We start from the raw sequence: 21,153 nt of genomic DNA on the forward strand, positions 1-21,153 counted from the left end.
ACAGGTAAAGTGTTTTTTGCCAATCAAAAGTTGAAAGCCAGTTTGAAAAAGTTGGCAAAACTTCAACGCAATTTAACCAAGAAAGTGAAGAATTCAAACCGTCGAGCGAAAGCCAAGCTGGCAATTGTAAAACTTCATTTTCGTATTGCACGACAACGACAAGCCTTGTTGCATGAATTGTCGGATTATCTGACTAAAAACTTTGACGTGATTACGATTGAAGATTTAAACGTTAAAGGCATGTTAAAAAATCGAAAACTCAGTCGCGCTATCAGCGATGCTGGTTTTGGTTATTTACGGCAGATGATTGAATACAAGGCTAAATTGAGAAATTGTGTCATTGTTATCGCAAATCGATTTTTTCCCAGCAGTAAAACATGTTCCTGTTGTGGAAAAATCAAAACAGATTTAACGCTGGTAGATAGAATTTTTAACTGCGCGTGTGGATTTAGCGCGGATAGAGATTTGAACGCCGCGCTCAATCTAAATCAATACGGTCTGGACACGCTTACAGCCAGACCTTAAATGCACACCAGAGCAAAGTTAGACCATCGTTTCATCATGGCTTTTGCGTTGACGGTGTGAATATATCAAATCTAGATTTGTACCCTTTTGTATAGATTTTGTTAGATATTTAGTAGCGGTTTGATACTGTTACACTTTCCCGCCACTTGATGGATGAACTGGGTTAAAAATTCACATGAGATTAACGACTAAAGGTCGCTACGCCGTGACTGCCATGCTGGATTTGGCGACCCATCAACAACAGGGATCAATTGCCTTGGCTGACATCGCCCAGCGCCAAGGATTATCGCTGTCTTATTTGGAACAGTTGTTTGCCAAATTACGCCGCAGCGCGTTGGTAAGCAGTGTGCGCGGTCCCGGTGGTGGTTATCGCCTCGCCCGCGCAGCAGCGGAGATTTCGGTTGCTGAAGTGATTTTTGCCGTTGATGAAAATCTCGACACCACGCGCTGCGGCGGTGCTTGCGATTGCCAACATGACGGTCCGTGCTTGACTCATCGTTTGTGGCATGAGTTGAGCAATCACATCGCGGTTTATCTCAGCGCCATCAGCCTGCAGCAGTTGATCGATCAGCACGAACAAGATAAAGCACCTCCGCTGACGCCTTGCACCACTGTTAATGTGCAATTGGGTTTTACGCCGCGCACGAGACGTTAAACCGCCTCAGCATTGTTCCCATGGCAATCCATGAAAGCGCCAGCCGCCGACACTGCTGCGGTGATGCTGCTCATCGCGCTCTCCTTCAAATCCTTCATCAATGTGATACACCATCCGCAGCCCGTCGCGGAGCAGCGCCTGCCCAGCATCGAGCGAACGCTTGCCGCTGCGACAAATGAGGATAATTGGCGTGCTGCTAACGCCTTCAGCGGAGGACACGCCGCCGAGAATCAACTGCCTGATTTCAGTCACAAAATTCGGGTTAATCGTCCAATCCGGTTCGTCAATCCACGCAACATGAATCGCGCCTTGTGGATGACCGACGAACAGAAATTCCATTGATGAACGAATATCGACCAAAATCGCTTGCGGATTGGAGTTGAGCATTTCCCATGCTGCGTGTGGCGTCAGGCTGTGCGGAAGGTCAGCGTTCATTTGAGATAATCCTGAAAGAGATGGGCGTTTGATCTTAGGATTCAGTCGTGGTCATCGCAATTGTGTTGAGGAATTTGTCGTGGCAAAACCATCGCTGAACGCTAAACGTTCGTTCACAGCGGTCATTAAAGAGCGGCTGGCGCAACAGCTTGTCCGGTTGCTGGCGCGACTGCCGCTGGCGCTGCTGCATCGGCTCGGCGCAGCAGTCGGGTTGCTGGTGCAATGGTGGCCAAACCGCCAGCGCCGCAATGCGTTGATTAACATCGCATTATGTTTGCCGCATCTCAGCCGTCAGCAGCAGCTTGAACTGCGCAATCGCAATCTGCGCGAGTTCGGTAAAACCTACTTTGAGATTGCATATCTGTGGCGACGCCCGCTCGATCAAGTGCTGGCGCTGGTGCGCGAAGTGCGCGGCGCAGAATGGTTGCAGCGCCAGCCCGGTCAAGGCTTGATCGTGCTTTCGCCGCATTTGGGCGCGTGGGAATTGGCGGGGTTATATCTGGCAGCGCAGGGGCCGACCGCGATTTTTTATAAACCGCAACACTATCTTGACGCGATGATCGTGAAGCACGCGGGCGCAGCGGCGCTGAATTAGCGCCGATCACTGCGAAAGGAATTCGGGTTTTGGTGCAGGCGTTGGAGCGCGGCGAGGCGGTCGGCATCCTGCCGGATCAAGAGCCGAAAGCCGATAAAGGTGCGGTATTTGCGCCGTTTTTTGGGATTCCCGCGTTCACGATGTTGCTGGTGAATCGCCTCGCTCGCCGCACCGGAGCGCCGGTGATTTTTCTGTTTGCCGAACGGCTGGCAAATGACAGCGGTTTTCGGTTGCACTGTTTACCTGCGCCGGCGGGCATTGATAGCGCCGATGATATTGAAGCTGCCGCTGCGCTCAATCGCGGAATTGAGCAATGCGTGATGACCTGTCCCGAACAATATCTGTGGCCATACAAACGCTTTCGGCGGCGTCCGGCGGGCGCAGCGAAGATTTATACCAAAATCCCTAACCCCCTTTTGCTAAGGGGGGAAATGTTCGTCTTTAACGATTTTTTGATTGCTTTGGAGATTGCATCATGTTGATTGGACAGGGCTTTGATGCCCATCGTTTTGCGCCGGGACGCCGGTTGATTCTGGGCGGATTGGATATTCCGCATGAGCAGGGGCTCATTGCCCATTCTGATGGCGATGTGCTGATTCACGCGCTGTGCGATGCGCTACTCGGCGCGGCGGGGCTGGGTGACATCGGTCATCATTTTCCTGATACCGATCAAGCATTTGCCGGCATTGACAGCCGGATTTTGCTGCAGCGCGTGATGGAGTTTGCGCGAGCGCGGACTCGCCGTACACAACGCCGACATGACGATCATCGCCCAGCAGCCCAAGCTCGCACCGCACATTTCGGCGATGTGCGAAATCCTCGCCACCGATCTTGGCTGTGCGCTGGCGCGGGTGAATGTCAAAGCAACCACGATGGAGCACATGGGTTTCACTGGGCGCGGCGAAGGCATTGCTGCATCTGCAGTCGTGCTGTTGACGGAATCGGCATGAGCGCACTGCTACCGCATTGGACGTCGGTTGCTGATTTGCCGCGCAGTCACGGCGCACCGCTGGGGCGAGGCACGTTGCGAGTGCAACCGGCTGATTTTCAAGTGGAAGAGCAACTGGGTTTTGTGCCGGATGACGACGGCGAGCATCTGCTGCTGTGGGTGCGCAAAACCGCTACCAATACCGAATGGGTCGCACGGCGGCTGGCGACGTTGGTCGGTGCGCCGGTTTCGGCGATTGGTTATGCCGGGCTGAAAGATCGTCACGCGGTGACGACTCAGTGGTTTTCCGTGCCGCGTCCGCGTGAGGCGCAGCCCGATTGGACGTTGCTGGCAGCGGATGGAATCGAAGTGCTCGCCGTGCATCGCCATCGTCGCAAACTCCGACGCGGCGCGTTGTCTGGCAACCGTTTTCAGATTGTGCTGCGTGAGTGCACGGCGGATGCAGCGGCGCTGGCGCTGCGACTTGACGCGATTCGGCAACGCGGCATTCCGAATTATTTTGGTGAACAACGCTTTGGTCACGCGGACGGCAATCTGCGCCGCGCCCACGCGCTGTTTGAAGGAACTGCCGGGCGCGTGTCCCGGCATCAGCGCAGTCTGTGGCTTTCTGCGGCGCGATCGCAGATTTTCAACGCGGTGCTGGCGGAACGAGTGCGCCGCGATGATTGGGATCAAGTGCAGCCCGGCGACTGTTTGCAACTCGCGGGCACGCATTCGCATTTCAGCATCGACGAAATAGACGCAACGCTGCTGGCGCGATGCGCACAAATGGATGTGCATCCGACTGGGCCGTTGTGGGGCGTGGGCGTGTTGCCGACTCGCGGCGCAGTGCGGACGTTGGAAGAACAGATCGCCGCTGAATTTCCGAGTTGGTTGAGCGGTTTGGCTGCGCACGATTTAGTGCAGGAGCGGCGAGCATTGCGGGTTCGGGTGGCGGAATTAAGCGGGGAATTGGCAGCGGAAACGCTGACGCTGCGGTTTGAATTGCCGGCTGGCGCGTATGCCACAGCCGTGTTGCGTGAGCTGGTGGATTGGCAGGAGACGGCAGCGGCGGCGCTGCCATCTGCTTGAATGGACAGTAGTGCTCTGATCAATAGGATTGCATTGCTTTTTTACCTTGCGGTTTGTGACACTATTGATCAATTGTTTTTTACAAAATGAGATACAAAAATGCTCAATAAACGAAGCAGTCATTTTTTAGCGCCACTACTGACCATAGCTTTACTCAGTGGATGTCAGTCTGCAGCCTTCCATAGGGCAGACGTTCAAGACAATTCGATGGATCGAATGACTATTGGTAAGGTACAAAAAGAAATACGTGTTGGCATGAATGGGGCTGATGTTGCCCAAGCACTTGGTTCCCCTAATATCGTATCTACTGACGAAGAGCGCCGGGAAGTCTGGATATACGATAAGATCGCTACCGACCGTGCGTATTCGTCTAATAGCAGCGGTATCAATGCTCTAATCCTTGGCTTTGGCGGGGATGCCGCAGGTGGCGTCGGTGTTGGTGGCAGCTATTCAGCAGGTGCTTCTTCAACAAGTCAGCGTACGCTAACCGTCATTATCAAATTTGATAAAGAAGGAAAAGTCCGTGATTTTGCTTATCACACATCAAGGTTCTAAAAAATGAAAAAGCTACCAATTATGGTTGGCGCACTATTCCTTGCAGGATGCGTAACGGTTCCGCTGAACACTTTCGTTGTCACGCCTGAGTTATTGCAGCAAAGGCAGTTAGAAACCCGTCGCTATGACGGCATCAAAGAAGCTGATTTAATTACGTCAAGTGCAAATGTGCTTCAAGACCTTGGGTTTAATCTTGAAAACTCAGAAACCAAGCTTGGAGTTCTAACTGCAAGCAAACAGCGCGATGCCACCAATGGCGGTGAAGTTGCAGCAGCAATCATGGTCGCCCTTTTAGGCGGTGGTGCGATGGCAATCAGTAAAGACCAAACAATTCGTGTGGCACTTGTAGTTCGCCCTGTTAACGACAGCAACGGTAAGTCAATGGCTGATAGTCACTTTGTTCGTGTAACGTTTCAACGCCTCGTGCGGCGAACAGACAATACAGTAATTGCTCAAACTCTAAGCGAAACAGAGCTCTACCAAGATTTCTATGAGAGAGTTTCAAAAGCAGTTTTCCTTGAGGCGCATAAAATATGAAATTCCTGCTTCCTATAACTTTAGTATGTCTTTCACTGATCGGCGGTTGCGCCACTACAAATCAGCGAGTGTTGGATTCAGGGGACGAGACACAACTGCAAAAACGCAGTTATCAGTCGCGCATATTTGAAACGCCAGATAAGGAAAAAGTCTTGCGAGCAATCATTTCTACACTTCAGGATCTCGGTTTTGTAATTGACCGAGCTGACTTGATGCTAGGAAGTGTTAGCGGAACAAAACTTGATGGGCATCAAATTAAAATCACAGTTTCGGTTAGAGCTAAAGGCATTGACCGCGTGTTGGTTCGTGCAAATGCGCAATTTAATGTAACGCCGATCGAAGACCCGAAGCACTATCAAGACTTTTTCGCATCACTTGAAAAGTCCTTATTCCTTACTGCTAATACGGGTGAATAGCATTGCCGGCTGGCGCGTATGCCACTGCGGTGTTGCGTGAATTGGTAGATTGGCAGGAGACGGCAGCAGCGGCGCTGCCATCTGCTTGAATGGACAGTTAAAACTTCAAACCCAGCGCCAGCCCCGCCAGAAATGACGCGCCGCTGGTGAGATTGTTGCCAACAAAGCCTAAAAAAGCGCCGCCAGCGGCGCTCAACCACGCCGCCCATCCGTCGTAATGCCCTTCGATGCTGACCCAGTTGATTTCGACCAAACCGGCATATTGCAGACCAAAAACGCCGAGCAGTATCAATCCCATCAACAGTAGCGCGATTTTGAACGCGACTTTTAACGCAAAGCCCATCGCCATTCCGACCATAAACGAGAAGCCGAGCGTGAGAAAAAAGCCGGTGTTAAACAGTTCACCGGCGCGGCTGGCCAGATCGGGGTTCGCTGCTTCGTGGTCGGGCAACAGCGTCGATGCGAAGCTGCTGGCGCTGGTCAACAGTCCCAGCGGAATGGTGCGGATGATCGTGGTGGAAAGTTTCATTGAAATTTCTGCGAGAAACCCTGCCGTTCAGGGCGGGGAGGCAGAGCCCCGTGCGAAGCACGGTCAGGTCGCCAATCTCGCTTTCTTCCTTAATGTTGAGTGGAACGACTCGATTAGTAAGAAAAAACTTACTAACCATATTGGAGCAATTCTATTCTACTAATCATGACGCCTTAACAGCAATGCTAGCATTTTAATTCATGCAGACATAATAAAAAAGCCAGCATCACGCTGGCTTTTTTGTTTGAAACCAAGGGACAAAAAAGCCCCCTTTGAAAAAAGGGGTTGGGGGATTTAATTCAACGCCGTTCTTTAATTTCAATCCCCAGCGAGCGCAATTTGCGATACAGATGCGTGCGTTCCATGCCCGCCTCTTTCGCCATCTTGCTGACATTCCCGACATGTTTTTCTAGTTGATAATCGAGATAAGCTTTCTCAAATTGCTCCCGCGCATCGCGCAGCGGTTGATCAAAAGACACCAAGCCTTCCAATACCTGCGTTTGCACCAGCGGCGGTGCACCCAGTGCAATTTCCACTTCTTTCTGACCGATTTCGTCGCCGGTTCCCAAAATCAATACCCGCTGCACCAGATTTTTTAATTCGCGCACATTGCCCGGCCAACCGTAATTGCGCAGAAAATTCTGAGCGCCGACGCTAAAACGGCGATACGCCAGCTTTTCGTGGGTGGAAAAATAATCCAGATAAAAGTTCAGCAAATCAGACACATCTTCGGCGTGTTCGTGCAATGACGGAATTGATAACGGCACGACGTTGAGATGATAAAACAAATCTTCACGAAAACGCCCAGCGCGGACTTCATCTTCTAAATTGCGCTGCGTCACCGCCACAATGCGCACATCAATCCGCACCGGTTCATTGCCGCCAACCCGCAAAAATGAGCCGCTATCCAATGCGCCCAGCAGTTTTAATTGCGCATCCAATTCCATATCCGCAACTTCATCCAGCAGCAAGGTTCCGCCCGCCGCTTTTTCCAAACTGCCGTAATGGGTGTGCTCGCCGTCTTCAGTGCCAAACAATTCTCGCGCTGCGTTGTCGCCATTCAACGCCGACACGCTCAAATCCACAAACGGACGATCCCGCCGCGCACTTTGCGAGTGCAGATAACGGGCGAAAGTCTCGCGCCCGCTGCCGGCCTCGCCCATGATCAGCACCCAAGTATCGTGCTGGGCGATGCGCTTGACCTGTTCGCGCAGCCGCTGCATCGCGGCGCTGCGCCCAACGGGTTCATGCACCTGCGGCGTGCGGCGTTTTAAGCCGATGTTTTCCTGCTGCAATTTGTCGGCTTCCAGCGCCCGCTCCACCGTCAGCAGCAATTTCGCCATCGACAGCGGCTTTTCTAAAAAGTCATACGCGCCGAGCCGGGTCGCCTCCACCGCCGTCTCCACCGTGCCATGACCAGACATCATAATCACCGGACACGGCAGCTCGTCCTCTTCCGCCCACTCTTTCAACAGCGTGATGCCGTCGATGTCAGGCATCCAAATGTCGAGCAAAATCAAGTCTGGTCGCCGCTCGCGCAGCGCATGACGTGCCGTTTCGCCATTTTCCGCAATGGCGACGACATAGCCCTCATCTTCGAGAATTTCCTGCACCAAGCCGCGAATATCCGGCTCATCGTCCACTACCAAAATATGGGTTGCGCTCATGTCTTTGTGTCTTGTGCTGAATCTTTAGACCGCTGGCGCGGCAGCTTGCCAAATCGGGAATTGCACCCGCACTAAGGCACCCGCGCCGGTATTTTCAAGTGTAATCATACCGCCGTGTTCCTCGACAATCTTCTTAACGATTGCCAGACCCAAGCCGGTACCTTTGGTTTTGGTGGTGACGTAAGGCTCAAACAACCGTTCCAACAACTGCGCGTCAAAACCTGCGCCATTGTCTTCTACCGTCAACTGCAACCACGTTTCTCCCCTTTGCCCAACGGGGATTTCATCGAGCACTGTCGTCGTGACGATGATGTGCGTATCGGTGCGTTGATCGAGTGCCTCCTGCGCATTTTTAATCAGGTTATGCAGCAACTGGCGCAACCGTAGCGGATCGCCGCGCACCTGCACCTCGGACGCATTCAGGCTGATGTGCAGCGCCGGCGTTCCAGCACTGCGATATAAATCAAGGACTTCCTGCGTGAGTTGGTCGAATATCAGCGGCTGCGGCTGAATGCGCGGCGTTTTGGCGTAATCCGAAAAATCATTCACCATCGCCTTCATCGCCTCCACCTGCGCGATGATCGTACTGGTGGCGCGGTCGATAATTCGCGCATCTGCTTCATCTGCCTTCGCCAGCAACTTGTGGCGCAGCCGCTCGGCAGACAATTGGATCGGCGTCAACGGATTCTTGATTTCATGCGCCAGCCGCCGTGCTACTTCGCCCCAAGCTGCGTTGCGCTGGGCGGTAATCAGCGACGTAATATCATCGAAAACAACGACATGTCCGCGTTGCTCTGAATCGGGCACTGGCAGCGGACTACCGCGACACAGCAGCGTTTGATTGCCCTCGCTGCGCTGCAACACCACCTCCGCCCGCCACGTTTTTCCGACTGCGAGCTGGTGACGGACGGTTTCAATCCACGGCAGCAGTTCCGGTTGCTGATCCACCATTTGCGCGAGACTGACGCCGCCATCCTCCGCAAAGGTCAACGCCAAAATCGTGCGAGCTGCGGGATTAGCAGTGCGCAACTGCTGTGCTTCGTCGAAAGCGACGACGCCTGACGACAAGCGTCCCAGCACCGTTTCCAAATAATTACGTTGGGTTTCAACGGCTTGTTTACTGCGAGCAGCATCATCGCGGGCGCGGGTGATGCGGCGCGACATCGCGTTGAACGACGCGACCAAAAAGGTCAACTCGTCATCATGGCGCGACAGCGGAATCTGCTGCTCGTAATCGCCAGCCGCGATAGCTTGGGTTCCTCGCGCAATGTCGGCAATCGGCGCAACCAACCGGCGAGCAGTGTGAAATGCCGCAATCAGCGCCGCCATCAGTCCAAACAGCAGCACCAGCGACAGCGTGAGGGAAAAACTAAGTTTGAGCGATTGGCGCAGATACGCCAGCTCGGTGTAACGGTTATAGGCGTCTTCCAACTGGGTTGACAGTTCAGTAATTCGCGCCGAAGTCGGAAAAATCGCCTGCATTCGCATTTCACGACCGCGAGGGTCTTCCACCAGCGCCCGCACCACCAGTTCTTCACTGACGCCGCTTTCTAATCCGACGTAAGTGCCACCGTTGCGGAGATTTTGTTGAATTTCGTATTCGACGTGATTGGGCACTAACTGCGTGGGGTCTTCATTCGCCGTGCCCAGCACCACACCGCCGGGACCGTAAACGGTGAGTTCAATCGCGCCAGCTTTACGGCGTAAACTATTGAGACTTAATGCAATTGCGGTTGCGGAACGGTCTTCAATGCCCGCCAGCAACTGCTCGGTGTATTTGCCCAGCACCCGTTGATTGAGATCAAGCGACGCCTGATTGAGCAGCAGCGCGTCCTGCATCGCCCGACCAATTTTCACGTCAAACCAGCTATCAATGCCGCGCAGCAGAAAGCCCAGCGAAAAGTAATAGACCACTGCGACCGGCAGCAGCGAAATCAGTGCGAATAAAATGACGATCCGCGCCGTCAACCGCGATCCTGCTGCCTGCTGCCGATGACGCCGCACCAAGCGCACGATGTTGACGCCGACCAGCAGCGCCAGCACTGCCAATCCGGTTAACACCAAAAATAGCAGCGGAACAAAGGCACGACTGAGCGTTTCGGAATTTTCGACCGCGTTGCGCATCAGCACCAACACGATAAACAGCGCGATATTGAGAATGGCGACGGGCAAAATGCCGTTCAAACCCAGTTCGCGCAGGCGTTTCAGCGGCGTAATGGCCACGAATGCCACCCGCTGGAAAGTTGCCATGATGGTTTGAGATAAGCCATCGGACGCAGCGGTAACGGCAGTTCTTCGATGTCGAGAAACACCTTGATCTGCACTTCGTAATCGTCTTTTGCGTCCAACTTATCTTGATGTAAAAGTTGGAGATTGCTGATTTCACCCAGCGCCCGCAACGCCGCATCGCGGGTAACAAAACTGCGCCCATGATGACCGGGCAGCCGATAAACTTCGTAGCCATCAGACAGCGGTTTATAGCGAATCACCGTGCGTAACTGCTGATCCAATAAGACATTTTCCCACAGCCACGCGCTGCTGCGGCGCACCTGAACATGCGCCACAATCGTCAGCGGGACGCCGTGATCGAGCGCCTCCAGCGCGGCATTACTGAAATGGGCATCAATTGCGGTGTCCAGAAAATATGCCCCGTTTTCCACTCGAATCACCGGCTCGCGGATGATGAAATCTTCATCCGCCCAAGCTGGCGTAAAGACCAAGCTCGACGACAGCAGCGTCAATAACAGACTCAGCGCCAGCGGCCAGCGTCGCGCTGTCGCTTTCATGGAGCGACCCGTTCCAGCAGAGCGTAATAAAACCCATCGCTGCCACCGGTCGTCGGCAACCACTGCCGACCGTGCAGCAGCGCGTGTCCGGCAGCAGTCGGTAACGGCAGTTCACGCGCATCGGCGGTGCGGGCGAGAAACGCCGCAATTTGCTGCTGATTTTCCGCCGCAAGCAGCGAGCAGGTCGCATACAGCAGCCGTCCGCCCCGCGCCAGCAATGGCCAAATCGCATCCAACATCTGCGCCTGCGTCGCACACAGCGCCGGAATATCGCGCTCGCGCCGCAGCCATTTGATGTCAGGATGACGACGAATCACGCCAGTTCCCGAGCAGGGTACATCCAACAAAATGCGTTCAAACGGCTGGGCGCACCACTCGCCCGCTGGCGCTGCCGCATCCGCAACCAACACCTGCGCGGTCAAACCGAGTCGCGCCAGCGTCGTGTTGACCGTCGCCAGCCGCGTCGCATCGCTGTCAATGGCGATTAAATTCAACGCATTATCCGCACGTTCCAGCATCGCTGCCGTTTTGCCCCCGGGCGCGGCGCAAGCATCCAGCACTCGGTGTCCGGGCTGGGCGTCCAACCACTGCGCGGCCAATTGCGCCCCGCTGTCTTGTACCGAAACCCAGCCCTCGGCAAATCCGGGCAAATCACGGGTGGGGCGCGGCTGTTCCAAAAGTACGCCAGCGTCACAGTCTGGAATGTGCTGCGCGGCGATGTCAGCAGCAGTCAATTGCGCCAAATAATCCGCTGGCGCGATGCACAACCGATTGATCCGCAACGCCATTGGTGGTCGTGCATTGCTGGCGTCGATGATCTGTTCCCAATCGGCTGGCCAATCGGTTTGCACTCGCGCCAGCAACCAGTCTGGAAATAACCATCGCGCCGCCGGCTCCAATTCGATCTCCGTCAACAACGTCTCACGCTCGCGCAAAAACCGTCGCAACAGCGCGTTGACCAGTGCTGCCAGCGCCGGTTTACCGAGCAAACGGCAGGCTTCCACCGTCACTGAAACGGCAGCATGAGCGGCGGTATTCATGGCGAGGAGTTGATATAAGCCGATCAAAATCAAGGCTTCTACATCGTGATCGGACGGTTTGAGCGGGCGGTTGAGCAGGCGTTTCAGCAGTGCGTCCAAGCGCGGCAACACCCGCAATGCGCCGTAAACCATTTCCTGCACCAGCGCCTGCTCGCTAACAGGCAGTGCCGGATGTGGACGGGCGAGCACTCGCGTCAACGATTGCCCTTGCGACCGTACGCGATACAGCGCCTGCGCTGCGGCAAGTCGAGCGATCACGCCAGCGGGTGCGGTGGATGCAGCAGAAGATTTAACCAAAACGCACTCCGTCTACCTGACGGGCGTTGCGGTAATCGGCAGCAGTCATCGGCTTTTTACCGGAGGGTTGCAGGCGCGTGATGCGCAGCACACCGTCGCCAGTGGCAACGCAAATGCCGGTTTTATCGGCGGAAATGACGGTTCCGGGTGGAACGGAAAGCGGGAATAACGCTGCGTCCGCTTCTGCTTCCCAAATCCGCAACGGCGCGTCATCAAGCGTGGTGTGTGCGACTGGCCACGGATTGAAGGCGCGAATCTGGCGCTCAATCAACGGCGCAGGTTGTGTCCAGTCAATCCGCGCTTCGTCTTTGGTCAACTTGTGCGCGTAGGTTGCCAGCGCATTATTCTGAATTTCGGGCTGGCGCGAGCCGTCACACACGCCGGGCAGCGCCTCCAGCAACGCCTGCGCCCCGAGCACCGCCAGCCGATTATGCAGACTGCCGCCAGTTTCATTCGGTTGCAGCGGCGTGACGACGCGGTGATAGACCGGGCCGGTGTCTAAACCAGCTTCCATTCGCATGATGCACACGCCACTTTCGGCATCGCCCGCGAGCACGACGCGTTGAATCGGTGCAGCGCCGCGCCAGCGTGGGAGCAATGAAGCATGAACGTTGATGCAGCCCAGCCGAGGCGCTTCCAATACCGTCACCGGCAGCAGCAGCCCGTAAGCCACCACGATCATCAAATCTGCATTCAAATCGCGCAGTTGCGCCACCGCAGCAGCGTCTTTTTTCAAGCTCTCTGGCTGAAATACCGGCAGCGCGTGGGTTTGCGCCAATTGCTTGACCGGACTCATCTGGAGCTTTTGTCCGCGCCCCGCGAGCCGATCCGGCTGGGTGTACACGGCGACCACATTTAAGCCAGCGTCAATCAGCGCGGTGAGGCAGTGCGCCGCAAACTCCGGCGTTCCGGCAAAAATAATCCGCTGCTCACGCACTGCCGCTGCCATTTTCACAGTGCACTCCGGCGAGTGGCGTTTGAATCGACGCTTTGGCGTTGATCGCGTTCCAATTTATGACGAATGCGCTGGCGCTTGAGCATCGAAATGTGATCGACAAACAGCTTGCCGCCGAGATGGTCGATTTCGTGCTGAATGCAGACGGCGAGCAGCCCGTCTGCGTCGAGCGTGAACAATGCGCCGTCACGGTCGAGTGCCTGCACTTTAACGCGCTCGGCACGAGTAATTTTTTCATAAAAGCCGGGGACGGATAAGCAACCCTCTTCGCGCTGCTCGGTGCCTTCCAGCGCCAGAATTTGCGGGTTAATCAAACACAATGGGTTGTTGTGTTCTTCAGAAACGTCCATCACCAAAACTTGCAGCGGCACGTTGACCTGAATCGCTGCCAGCCCGATGCCGGGTGCGGCGTACATAGTCTCTAACATGTCATCGACAAGGCGCGTGATTGCGGCGTCAACACGCAGCACGGGACGCGCTTTTTGGCGTAAACGAGGATCGGGAAAAGTCAGAATGGCGAGCTTTGACATCGGTGCGGAGGTGTGAAAATGAAGTGGAAAGAATGAAATTGGGTGCGCTAGGATCAATAATCAGCACAGAATAGTACACCAGTGTCGACGCGGATGACTTCCGTTTCGACCCACATTCAGGGCTTTTCTCATGCTTTACCGTCTCGTGATCACCGCCTGCATGACCAGTCTGCTGCTGGTATCAATTCCCGTTGCCATTGCCATTGAGACGGTCAAACTCAGTCCACAAGTTCGCGCCACGCCGCTGGCAGAGGTCATTCCGACGGTGGCGATTAACGCCATTTTGCCTTTTCTTACTCAGCCGCTGGTGACGGACACCGAGCAATTGCAACGCGCCGCTTATGTGGTTGGATTTCCCGACGAACATTTAATTGCTGGGTCAAACGATCAGATTTATGTCCGCAAAATCCTCGCCAACGCGCCGACTGCGTTTCAAATCGTGCGCCCCGGCGCAGCACTCCGCGATCCCGATACCGGCGAAATTCTCGGTTATGAGGCGCAGTTTGTCGCCAATGCCGTGCTGGAGCATTCGGGCGATCCGGCGCGAGTGCGCATCATTCAAGCTGCGCGAGAAGTGGCGATTGGCGACCGGGTGCTGCCGACCAGCGCTGCTGAGAAACCGTTAACCGATTTCGAGCGTCATCCTGCGCCAGCGGGAACCTCTGGACGGATCATTTCAGTGTTTAACGGCGTTTCGCAAATCGGTCAATTTGACGTGGTGATTCTCAATCGCGGCAGCCGCGAGCACATCGCGCTCGGTCATGTGTTTGATGCGTTCATCGGCGGCGACAGTGAACGCGATCAAATCAGAGACGGCAGCAGCGATGCCAATTGGCGCGATGAAAGCCCCGCAAAAACAGAGTTCTGGTACGGACACGACATGGAGCAGCGCGGCTGGCAGGAAAATGAATGGCCGCTGCACCAGCGTTTTGAGCGCAAAAATACGCAATTTATTCGGCCGTTAGAACGCGCTGCGACGTTGATGGTGTTCCGCACTTTTGAGCGCGTGAGTTTTGCGCTGGTGTTGGATGCACAACGCGCTTTTCAGGTCGGGGCGCAGATCGCGCCAGCTGCACCCTGATGACACCACAATTATCGAATGACGCGCTGGCGGCATGGCTGGCGCTGGTGAATGCGCCCGGCATCGGTCCGCGCACTGTCGCCAAATTGATCGAGCAGTTTGGTGAACCGACGGTGATCCAAGGTGCTTCGGCGGCGCAACTCGCAGCCGTTGGTCTCAAAGCCGACAGCATCGCAGCAATCAAGCGCCCTGACGCAGCGCTGCTGGCAACGGTACTCAACTGGTTGCAGCAGCCCGGAACTGACGTGCTCACGCTGACCGATCCGCGTTATCCGCCGCAATTAGCCGACATTCACGATGCACCGCCGCTGCTGTATGTGCGCGGCGATGTCCGGCTGCTCGCCGAACCGCAAATTGCCATCGTCGGCAGCCGCAATCCCACGCCGAGCGGCGTTGAAATTACCCAAGAATTTGCCCGGCAACTGGTCAGCTACGGCTTGGTGATTACCAGCGGGCTGGCGCATGGCATTGACGGCGCAGCGCATGTCGGCGCACTGGAAAGCGGGCGCACCATCGCCGTGTTTGGCACTGGCTTGGATCGCGTGTATCCGGCGGCGCATCGGGCGCTGGCGCGGCAGATCGCGGAGAACGGTGCGTTGGTCAGCGAATTTCCACCGGGCAGCGAACCACTGGCGCAGAATTTTCCCCGGCGCAACCGTTTGATTAGCGGCTTGAGTTTGGGCGTGTTGGTGACAGAAGCAGCTCTGAAAAGCGGCTCGCTGATTACTGCTCGCACGGCGCTGGAGCAAGGGCGCGAAGTGTTTGCTGTGCCCGGATCAATTCGCAATCCGCTGGCGCGAGGCTGTCATGCGCTGCTGCGCGACGGCGCAAAATTGGTGGAATCTGCCGCCGATATTCTGAGCGAATTAGCCCCGCTGCTGCGGGTTGCGCTGACGGCGACCGCTGCATCAGCGCCGCCGGATGAGGCGCTGCGGATGGATTATTGACCTTGATGCCGAATCGCGGGCAGTGCTAAAAGCGATGGGATTTGATCCCGTTGCGCCCGATGAATTGATTGAACGCAGCGGTTTTCCGGCGCAGCAGGTCACGTCTATCTTGTTGGTCTTGGAATTAAGCGGTCATGTATCATCAGTTCCAGGTGGTCGTTATAGCCGCATTCGTGGGCGCTAACGGTCATGATTTTGATGCAGGAACGGCAACGCTAAATCCAATGTAACCTCAAGATTGAGAACGAGAATGGATGAAAATATGGTCGATGTGTTGATCTACCTGTATGAAAATTACATGGATGGCGAGAATCAACCGCCCACCGATCAAGGTGAGCTGGAGGCGGAATTGGCACAAGCCGGTTTTAGCAAGGCTGAAATTGATAAGGCGTTGCAGTGGCTGGATGATTTGGCGATTAGCGCAGATGCGTCGTCCGATAGTCACAGCGCCGGATCAATGCGCATTTACACTGCGGATGAATGCGCCAAAATTGATGTAGAAGCACAAGGTTTACTGCTGTCGCTGGAACACAACGCCATTCTCGACCCCGCCAGCCGCGAATTAGCCATTGACCGCTTATTGGCCATTGATCATCCGGCAGTGTTGGAAGAAGTGCGCTGGGTGGTATTGCTGGTATTGATGAATCGTCCGGGACGCGAAGATGCGTTTACCCAGATGGAAGACATGCTCTACAACGTGCGCCCAGCATATTTGCACTAAACCCCTGAAAAAATCGCATTTTCCGATTAGAAGCTGCCCCATGAATCTCGTTATTGTCGAATCGCCCGCCAAAGCTAAAACCATTAAGAAATATCTCGGCGCAGATTTTGAAGTCATCGCCTCTTACGGGCATGTGCGCGATCTCGTGCCGAAAGAAGGAGCGGTCGATCCAGACAACGGCTTTGCGATGAAATACCAAATCATCGAACGCAATGAGAAACACGTTCAAGCCATTGCGAAAAAGCTCAAGGACGCCAGCGCCCTGTATTTAGCAACTGACCCAGATCGTGAAGGCGAGGCGATTTCGTGGCATCTATACGAATTATTGAAAGGTCGTCGCCAATTGGGTGAACGTCCGGTGCATCGCATCGTCTTTAATGAAATCACCAAACGCGCAGTACAAGAGGCGGTCGCTAATCCCCGCGAGCTGTCGTATGACTTGGTGAATGCGCAGCAGGCGCGGCGAGCGTTGGATTATCTCGTCGGCTTCAATTTATCGCCGCTGCTGTGGAAAAAGATTCGACGCGGTTTGTCCGCTGGGCGGGTGCAAAGTCCGGCGCTGCGGCTGATTTGCGAGCGCGAGAATGAGATTGAAGCCTTCGTGCAGCAGGAATACTGGACGCTGGAAGCGGATGCTGCGAAGGACACGAAAACGTTCAGCGCCAAATTGACCCATTTCGATGGCGTGAAATTAGAGCAATTCAGCATTATCGACGCAGATCGCGCCAGCTTTGTGCGCCAGCAATTGGAACAAGCCGCTGCTGGAACACTTCGCGTCGAGCAGGTGGAACGCAAACAGCGCAAGCGCCAGCCTGCGCCGCCGTTCATCACGTCCACGCTGCAACAGGAAGCTGCCCGCAAACTTGGTTTTACTGCGCTGCGCACGATGCGCGTTGCCCAGCAGTTGTATGAAGGCGTTGATGTCGATGGCGAAGCGGTGGGCTTGATTACCTACATGCGCACCGATTCGGTGAATTGGCGCAGGAGGCGATTGAGGAAATTCGCGCCTATGTCGTTGATCGTTATGGCGCAGCCGATTTGCCGGAACAGCCGCGCTTATTCAAAACCAAATCCAAAAACGCGCAGGAAGCGCATGAAGCCATTCGTCCCACGTCGATTCTGCGCGAACCGAATGCAGTCAAAGCGCATTTGGCTCCGAACAATTCCGGTTGTACGAACTGATTTGGAAACGACGCTGGCCTGTCAAATGGCACACGCGCTGATTAACCAAGTCGCAGTGGATTTAAGCGCCGGCACGACCGAGCATCTGCTGCGGGCGAATGGTGCGGTGATTGCCGAACCGGGCTTTATGCGCGTGTATCTGGAAGGTCGGGATGACGTGCAGAGCGCCGATGATGACGAGGAGCGAATGCTGCCGGAAATGCAGATCGGCGAGCAGATCAAATTGCTGGCGCTGCGCACCGAGCAACATTTCACCGAAGCGCCGCCGCGTTATTCGGAGGCATCGCTGGTGAAAGCGTTGGAGGAATTCGGCATCGGTCGCCCGTCGACTTACGCCTCGATCATTTCCACGCTGCAAGATCGTGAATACGTCACGTTGGATAAAAAACGCTTTTCGCCGACCGATGTCGGGCGCGTGGTCAATCGGTTTCTGACTGAGCATTTCACCGCTTATGTGGATTACGATTTCACGGCAAAATTGGAAGACGAATTGGATGCAGTGTCACGCGGCGAGGAGGAATGGGTTCCGCTGCTGGAGCATTTTTGGAAACCATTCAAAGATTTAGTTGATCACACGCAAGCGCATGTCAAACGCAGCGATGTGACGCAGGAAAAGCTCGACGAGCTGTGCCCAAATGCGGCAATCCGTTGTCAATTCGGCTGGGGCGCAACGGGCGGTTTATTGGTTGCACCCATTATCCCGAATGTGATTACACCCGCGATCTGAATGCCGATAAAGCGCAGGCAGAAGCGCCGGAACTCGTTGAAGGGCGCACCTGTCCGCTGTGCAATCGGCGTTGGAAATCAAACGCGGGCGCTATGGCAAGTTCATCGGTTGCAGCAGTTATCCGACCTGTAAACATATAGAACCGCTGGAAAAACCGGAAGATACCGGCGTTGTTTGTCCGCAATGTCACAAAGGCACGTTGCAGAAAAAGAAATCGCGGCGCGGCAAATTGTTTTATTCCTGCTCGACTTATCCAACTTGCGATTACGCGGTGTGGGATGAACCCGTTGCCGAACCCTGCCGCAGTGCGGCTGGCCGATTCTCACGCTCAAAACCACCAAAACCAAGGGCACAGTTAAAGCCTGTCCACAAAAAGGAATGCGGCTATCGGGTGGCGGTCGAAACAGTCGAAACGAATAACGCACTGATTTAGCAGACCATTTTATGTTTGAAATGGTCTGAATTGCTCCGTTTCTCGCACCTCGTCGTTCAACCGATTCAGCCCATCTCGAAACTCCGCTGCAACATCCGCCTCCACCAAATCGCGCAAAACGGATGCACACTCAACCACTGCAAATACCCGAAGTGCGGATGTTCACGCCAGCGTTCCAACAGCATCGCCGTCGTCAATTCTGGGTGTGCAATCAAGGTGTTAAGCAATTGCTTCAGGATGTCCACGCCCCGCGTTGATGAACGCTGCCAATCGGTCGCTAACGGTTTCGCAACCGCAGCCAATTCAGGATTGGCAAGCAGCAGCCCGATGGTTCGCGCAATTAACGTGAGCCGCCCGGGTTGCGGCATGGATTGCCGGCGTTGCTGGGGGCGTGGTGGCGGTGCAAGCTGCGGCAATTTCACGATGTCCGCCAATTCCTGCGCCAGCAAGTTGCGATAAACACCAATTGGCACTTTTTCAATCAACGGTTGGGCGAGTGTTGCCAAGCGGGCGCGTCCTTCAGCACTGGCAATTTCCCTCACCTGCGTTTGCAACTGCGTCAATAAAAACGTTGATAACGGCAGCGCCTGCGCCAATCGTGCCGTCAAACCATCTGCGCCCTCGCGGCGAATCAACGTGTCGGGATCGTCGCCTTCAGGCAAAAACAGAAATTGCAGCGATTGCTGACCGGTCAGCAGCGGCAACGCAGTTTCTAATGCTTTCCACGCCGCAGCGCGTCCGGCGCGGTCGCCGTCAAAACAAAAAATCAGCTCCGGCGCAGTGCGCAGCAGTAGTTGCAGTTGTTCCGACGTGGTCGCAGTGCCGAGCGTGGCGACTGCGTTGGTGATGCCGAACTGCGCCAGCGCGATAACATCCAAATAACCTTCCACGATCAGCAGCGCGTTTAAGTGCCGATTCGCCTGCTGCGCTTCAAACAATCCGTACAGCTCGCGCCCCTTGTGAAACACCGGCGTTTCCGGTGAATTGAGATATTTCGGTTTGGCATCGCCGAGTGCCCGTCCACCAAAACCGATGACGCGCCCACGTCGATTGCGGATCGGAAACACAATCCGATTGCGAAACCGGTCATAACGTTGTCCATCGCGCTCGGCAATCAGACCGCAAATGCGCAGTCGGTCGCGCTCAACCGCAGTGCTGCCCAAGTGCGTGAGAATGAAATCAGTCGCTGGCGGCGCAAAACCCAGTTGATAACGCGCAGCAATCTCGCCGGTGAGTCCGCGCTGTTTGAGATAACTCACGGCGTGATGCGCTTCAGGATGCTGGCGCAACTGCTGGCGATAAGCATCATTGGCGCGTTCGAGCAGGTGCAGCAGCGGATTGACATCGGGCAAGGCTGGTGTCGTTTCGCCGTCACTCGGCAGCTCCAATCCAGCGCGAGTTGCCAGTTCCTCAATCGCCTCCACAAACGATAGGCGATTGTATTCCATGAGAAAACCAATTGCTGTTCCGTGCGCACCGCAACCGAAGCAGTGATAAAACTGCTTTTCTGGACTGACCGTAAACGAAGGGGTTTTTTCGTCGTGAAATGGACAACGGGCTTGATATTCCTTGCCCGCTTTACGCAACTGCAAGCGCGAACCAATCAGTTCAACGATGTCAGTTCGCGCTAGAAGTTGGTCGATGAATTCTGGAGGGATTCTGCCAGCCATGGGTTTAACAGGCAGTGGGGGCGCAACATGGCGCGAGGATTAACTGGCAAGTCGTTGTTTAATAAGGGTACTGACTGCGCCCATGTCGGCGCGACCCTGAACCTGCGGACGCAAAATCGCCATCACCTTGCCCATGTCGTTCATCGCCGTCGCGCCAGTGCTGGCAATTGCAGCATCCAGCAACGCGGTTAATTCCGCCTCAGTCAACGCCGTCGGCAAATAATGCTGAATCACTGTGACTTCAAAACGCTCTACATCGGCGAGGTCTTCGCGCCTAGCAGCGGCGTATTGCGTAATCGAATCGCGGCGCTGCTTCAACATCTTATCGAGTACCACGAGCACCTGCGCGTCATCAAGTTCGATGCGTTCGTCCACTTCGCGCTGTTTGACCGCCGCCAAAATCAGCCGAATCACGCCAAGTCGAACTTTGTCGCCCGCTTTCATTGCGGTTTTCATGTCGTCTTGAATTTGTTGTTTGAGCATGTTGGCGGTAGGTCTCAATCAAAGCATGGAGAACAAATGAAAAATCCAATCGTCAGTCATGGCGATTGGATTTGAATACAGCAATTGGACTTCAATCACCGGGTGCACATTCGGCGCAGTGCCGAACGTTGACCTGCCGACCATTCAATAAGGACGTTCCCAGCGCCGGGACTCGCGTTGCAGCTTTTTCTGGTGACGCTTGACGGCAGCTGCCTTTTTGCGCTTCCGCTCGGAAGTGGGCTTTTCATAAAACTCACGACGGCGGACTTCAGCAAGCACTCCTGCTTTCTCGCAGGAACGCTTAAAACGCCGCATAGCGACTTCAAATGGTTCATTTTCTTTGACGCGGACGCTGGGCATAGATAGT

Annotated in this window: 22 protein-coding genes and 3 pseudogenes; 14 read left to right on the plus strand and 11 right to left on the minus strand. The window is 55.0% G+C overall.

Annotated elements, in window-relative coordinates; genetic code table 11:
* Positions 1-9: 9 nt before the first annotated feature.
* Positions 10-525 carry an RNA-guided endonuclease InsQ/TnpB family protein gene (locus CXB77_RS21000; RefSeq protein WP_242445396.1) on the plus strand — a complete coding sequence of 172 codons (516 nt, stop codon included), beginning with the start codon at positions 10-12 and terminating at the stop codon, positions 523-525.
* 175 nt (positions 526-700) lie between these two features.
* Positions 701-1,180, plus strand: coding sequence for an Rrf2 family transcriptional regulator (locus CXB77_RS03475; RefSeq protein WP_105072801.1), 480 nt, complete (start codon positions 701-703; stop codon positions 1,178-1,180).
* A gap of 6 nt (positions 1,181-1,186) precedes the next feature.
* On the opposite strand, the gene CXB77_RS03480 is transcribed toward CXB77_RS03475, so the two are convergent.
* Positions 1,187-1,615, minus strand: coding sequence for a rhodanese-like domain-containing protein (locus CXB77_RS03480; RefSeq protein ID WP_105072802.1), 429 nt, complete (start codon positions 1,613-1,615; stop codon positions 1,187-1,189).
* 94 nt (positions 1,616-1,709) lie between these two features.
* On the opposite strand from CXB77_RS03480, the pseudogene CXB77_RS24375 reads away from it, so the two are divergent.
* From CXB77_RS24375 to CXB77_RS03510, 6 genes and pseudogenes are all read left to right on the plus strand, one after another.
* Positions 1,710-2,692, plus strand: a pseudogene (locus CXB77_RS24375) (lysophospholipid acyltransferase family protein).
* A pseudogene (gene ispF, locus CXB77_RS03490) lies at positions 2,686-3,160 on the plus strand (2-C-methyl-D-erythritol 2,4-cyclodiphosphate synthase). The pseudogenes CXB77_RS24375 and ispF overlap by 7 nt, the downstream one beginning before the upstream one ends.
* The gene (gene truD / locus CXB77_RS03495) at positions 3,157-4,230 is read left to right on the plus strand and encodes a tRNA pseudouridine(13) synthase TruD (protein ID WP_105072803.1); all 1,074 of its coding nucleotides are present in this window, start codon (positions 3,157-3,159) and stop codon (positions 4,228-4,230) included. The pseudogene ispF and the gene truD overlap by 4 nt, the downstream one beginning before the upstream one ends.
* Before the next feature lie 99 nt (positions 4,231-4,329).
* Positions 4,330-4,785: a hypothetical protein gene (locus CXB77_RS03500; RefSeq protein ID WP_105072804.1), complete on the plus strand. Its 456-nt coding sequence runs from the start codon at positions 4,330-4,332 to the stop codon at positions 4,783-4,785.
* Between the two features lie 3 nt (positions 4,786-4,788).
* Complete coding sequence (locus CXB77_RS03505) at positions 4,789-5,322, plus strand: hypothetical protein (protein WP_105072805.1); 534 nt, start codon at positions 4,789-4,791, stop codon at positions 5,320-5,322.
* On the plus strand, positions 5,319-5,738 hold the full coding sequence (locus CXB77_RS03510; protein ID WP_105072806.1) for a hypothetical protein: 420 nt from the start codon (positions 5,319-5,321) through the stop codon (positions 5,736-5,738). Before CXB77_RS03505 ends, CXB77_RS03510 begins: the two co-directional genes overlap by 4 nt.
* 97 nt (positions 5,739-5,835) lie before the next feature.
* Here CXB77_RS03510 and CXB77_RS03515 read toward each other — a convergent pair whose 3' ends face one another.
* From CXB77_RS03515 to def, 7 genes are all read right to left on the minus strand, one after another.
* Complete coding sequence (locus CXB77_RS03515; protein WP_105072807.1) at positions 5,836-6,267, minus strand: FUN14 domain-containing protein; 432 nt, start codon at positions 6,265-6,267, stop codon at positions 5,836-5,838.
* Positions 6,268-6,566: 299 nt separating this feature from the next.
* The gene (locus CXB77_RS03520; RefSeq protein WP_105072808.1) at positions 6,567-7,934 is read right to left on the minus strand and encodes a sigma-54-dependent transcriptional regulator; all 1,368 of its coding nucleotides are present in this window, start codon (positions 7,932-7,934) and stop codon (positions 6,567-6,569) included.
* Between the two features lie 24 nt (positions 7,935-7,958).
* A complete protein-coding gene (locus CXB77_RS03525; RefSeq protein WP_105072809.1) occupies positions 7,959-10,184 on the minus strand; it encodes a sensor histidine kinase in 2,226 nt (741 codons plus the stop codon).
* Entirely contained in the window at positions 10,139-10,720 is a 582-nt protein-coding gene (locus CXB77_RS03530) for a DUF4390 domain-containing protein (protein WP_105072810.1), read from the minus strand. The genes CXB77_RS03525 and CXB77_RS03530 overlap by 46 nt, the downstream gene beginning before the upstream one ends.
* Positions 10,717-12,057 (minus strand): 16S rRNA (cytosine(967)-C(5))-methyltransferase RsmB, encoded by a 1,341-nt coding sequence (rsmB, locus tag CXB77_RS03535; protein WP_105072811.1) that lies wholly within the window; start codon positions 12,055-12,057, stop codon positions 10,717-10,719. Before rsmB ends, CXB77_RS03530 begins: the two co-directional genes overlap by 4 nt.
* A complete protein-coding gene (gene fmt, locus CXB77_RS03540; protein ID WP_172452523.1) occupies positions 12,050-13,006 on the minus strand; it encodes a methionyl-tRNA formyltransferase in 957 nt (318 codons plus the stop codon). The genes rsmB and fmt overlap by 8 nt, the downstream gene beginning before the upstream one ends.
* 2 nt (positions 13,007-13,008) lie before the next feature.
* Positions 13,009-13,542, minus strand: coding sequence for a peptide deformylase (gene def, locus CXB77_RS03545; RefSeq protein ID WP_105072812.1), 534 nt, complete (start codon positions 13,540-13,542; stop codon positions 13,009-13,011).
* 130 nt (positions 13,543-13,672) lie between these two features.
* Between def and CXB77_RS03550 the strand changes: the two genes are divergently transcribed.
* The 6 genes and pseudogenes from CXB77_RS03550 (at position 13,673) to CXB77_RS21010 (ending at position 18,633) form a co-directional block, all read left to right on the plus strand.
* On the plus strand, positions 13,673-14,623 hold the full coding sequence (locus tag CXB77_RS03550) for a LysM domain-containing protein (protein ID WP_146108670.1): 951 nt from the start codon (positions 13,673-13,675) through the stop codon (positions 14,621-14,623).
* Positions 14,623-15,754: pseudogene (gene dprA, locus CXB77_RS03555) on the plus strand (DNA-processing protein DprA). The gene CXB77_RS03550 and the pseudogene dprA overlap by 1 nt, the downstream one beginning before the upstream one ends.
* A gap of 66 nt (positions 15,755-15,820) precedes the next feature.
* The gene (locus CXB77_RS03560; RefSeq protein WP_105072814.1) at positions 15,821-16,291 is read left to right on the plus strand and encodes a DUF494 domain-containing protein; all 471 of its coding nucleotides are present in this window, start codon (positions 15,821-15,823) and stop codon (positions 16,289-16,291) included.
* 40 nt (positions 16,292-16,331) lie between these two features.
* Positions 16,332-18,200, plus strand: a complete 1,869-nt coding sequence (gene topA / locus CXB77_RS03565) for a type I DNA topoisomerase (protein ID WP_242445397.1) — start codon at positions 16,332-16,334, stop codon at positions 18,198-18,200.
* The gene (locus CXB77_RS21005; protein WP_242445398.1) at positions 18,101-18,340 is read left to right on the plus strand and encodes a topoisomerase DNA-binding C4 zinc finger domain-containing protein; all 240 of its coding nucleotides are present in this window, start codon (positions 18,101-18,103) and stop codon (positions 18,338-18,340) included. The genes topA and CXB77_RS21005 overlap by 100 nt, the downstream gene beginning before the upstream one ends.
* A complete protein-coding gene (locus CXB77_RS21010; RefSeq protein ID WP_242445399.1) occupies positions 18,259-18,633 on the plus strand; it encodes a DNA topoisomerase family protein in 375 nt (124 codons plus the stop codon). Before CXB77_RS21005 ends, CXB77_RS21010 begins: the two co-directional genes overlap by 82 nt.
* 65 nt (positions 18,634-18,698) lie before the next feature.
* On the opposite strand, the gene dnaG is transcribed toward CXB77_RS21010, so the two are convergent.
* The 3 genes from dnaG to rpsU all read right to left on the minus strand — a co-directional run bounded on the left by dnaG (position 18,699) and on the right by rpsU (position 21,146).
* Positions 18,699-20,303 carry a DNA primase gene (dnaG, locus tag CXB77_RS03570; RefSeq protein WP_242445400.1) on the minus strand — a complete coding sequence of 535 codons (1,605 nt, stop codon included), beginning with the start codon at positions 20,301-20,303 and terminating at the stop codon, positions 18,699-18,701.
* A 39-nt stretch (positions 20,304-20,342) separates the two neighbouring features.
* Positions 20,343-20,786: a GatB/YqeY domain-containing protein gene (locus CXB77_RS03575; protein WP_105072815.1), complete on the minus strand. Its 444-nt coding sequence runs from the start codon at positions 20,784-20,786 to the stop codon at positions 20,343-20,345.
* 144 nt (positions 20,787-20,930) lie between these two features.
* Complete coding sequence (rpsU, locus tag CXB77_RS03580; RefSeq protein WP_007041206.1) at positions 20,931-21,146, minus strand: 30S ribosomal protein S21; 216 nt, start codon at positions 21,144-21,146, stop codon at positions 20,931-20,933.
* Positions 21,147-21,153: the final 7 nt, after the last annotated feature.

The organism is Chromatium okenii, from assembly GCF_002958735.1.
Classification (GTDB): domain Bacteria; phylum Pseudomonadota; class Gammaproteobacteria; order Chromatiales; family Chromatiaceae; genus Chromatium; species Chromatium okenii_A.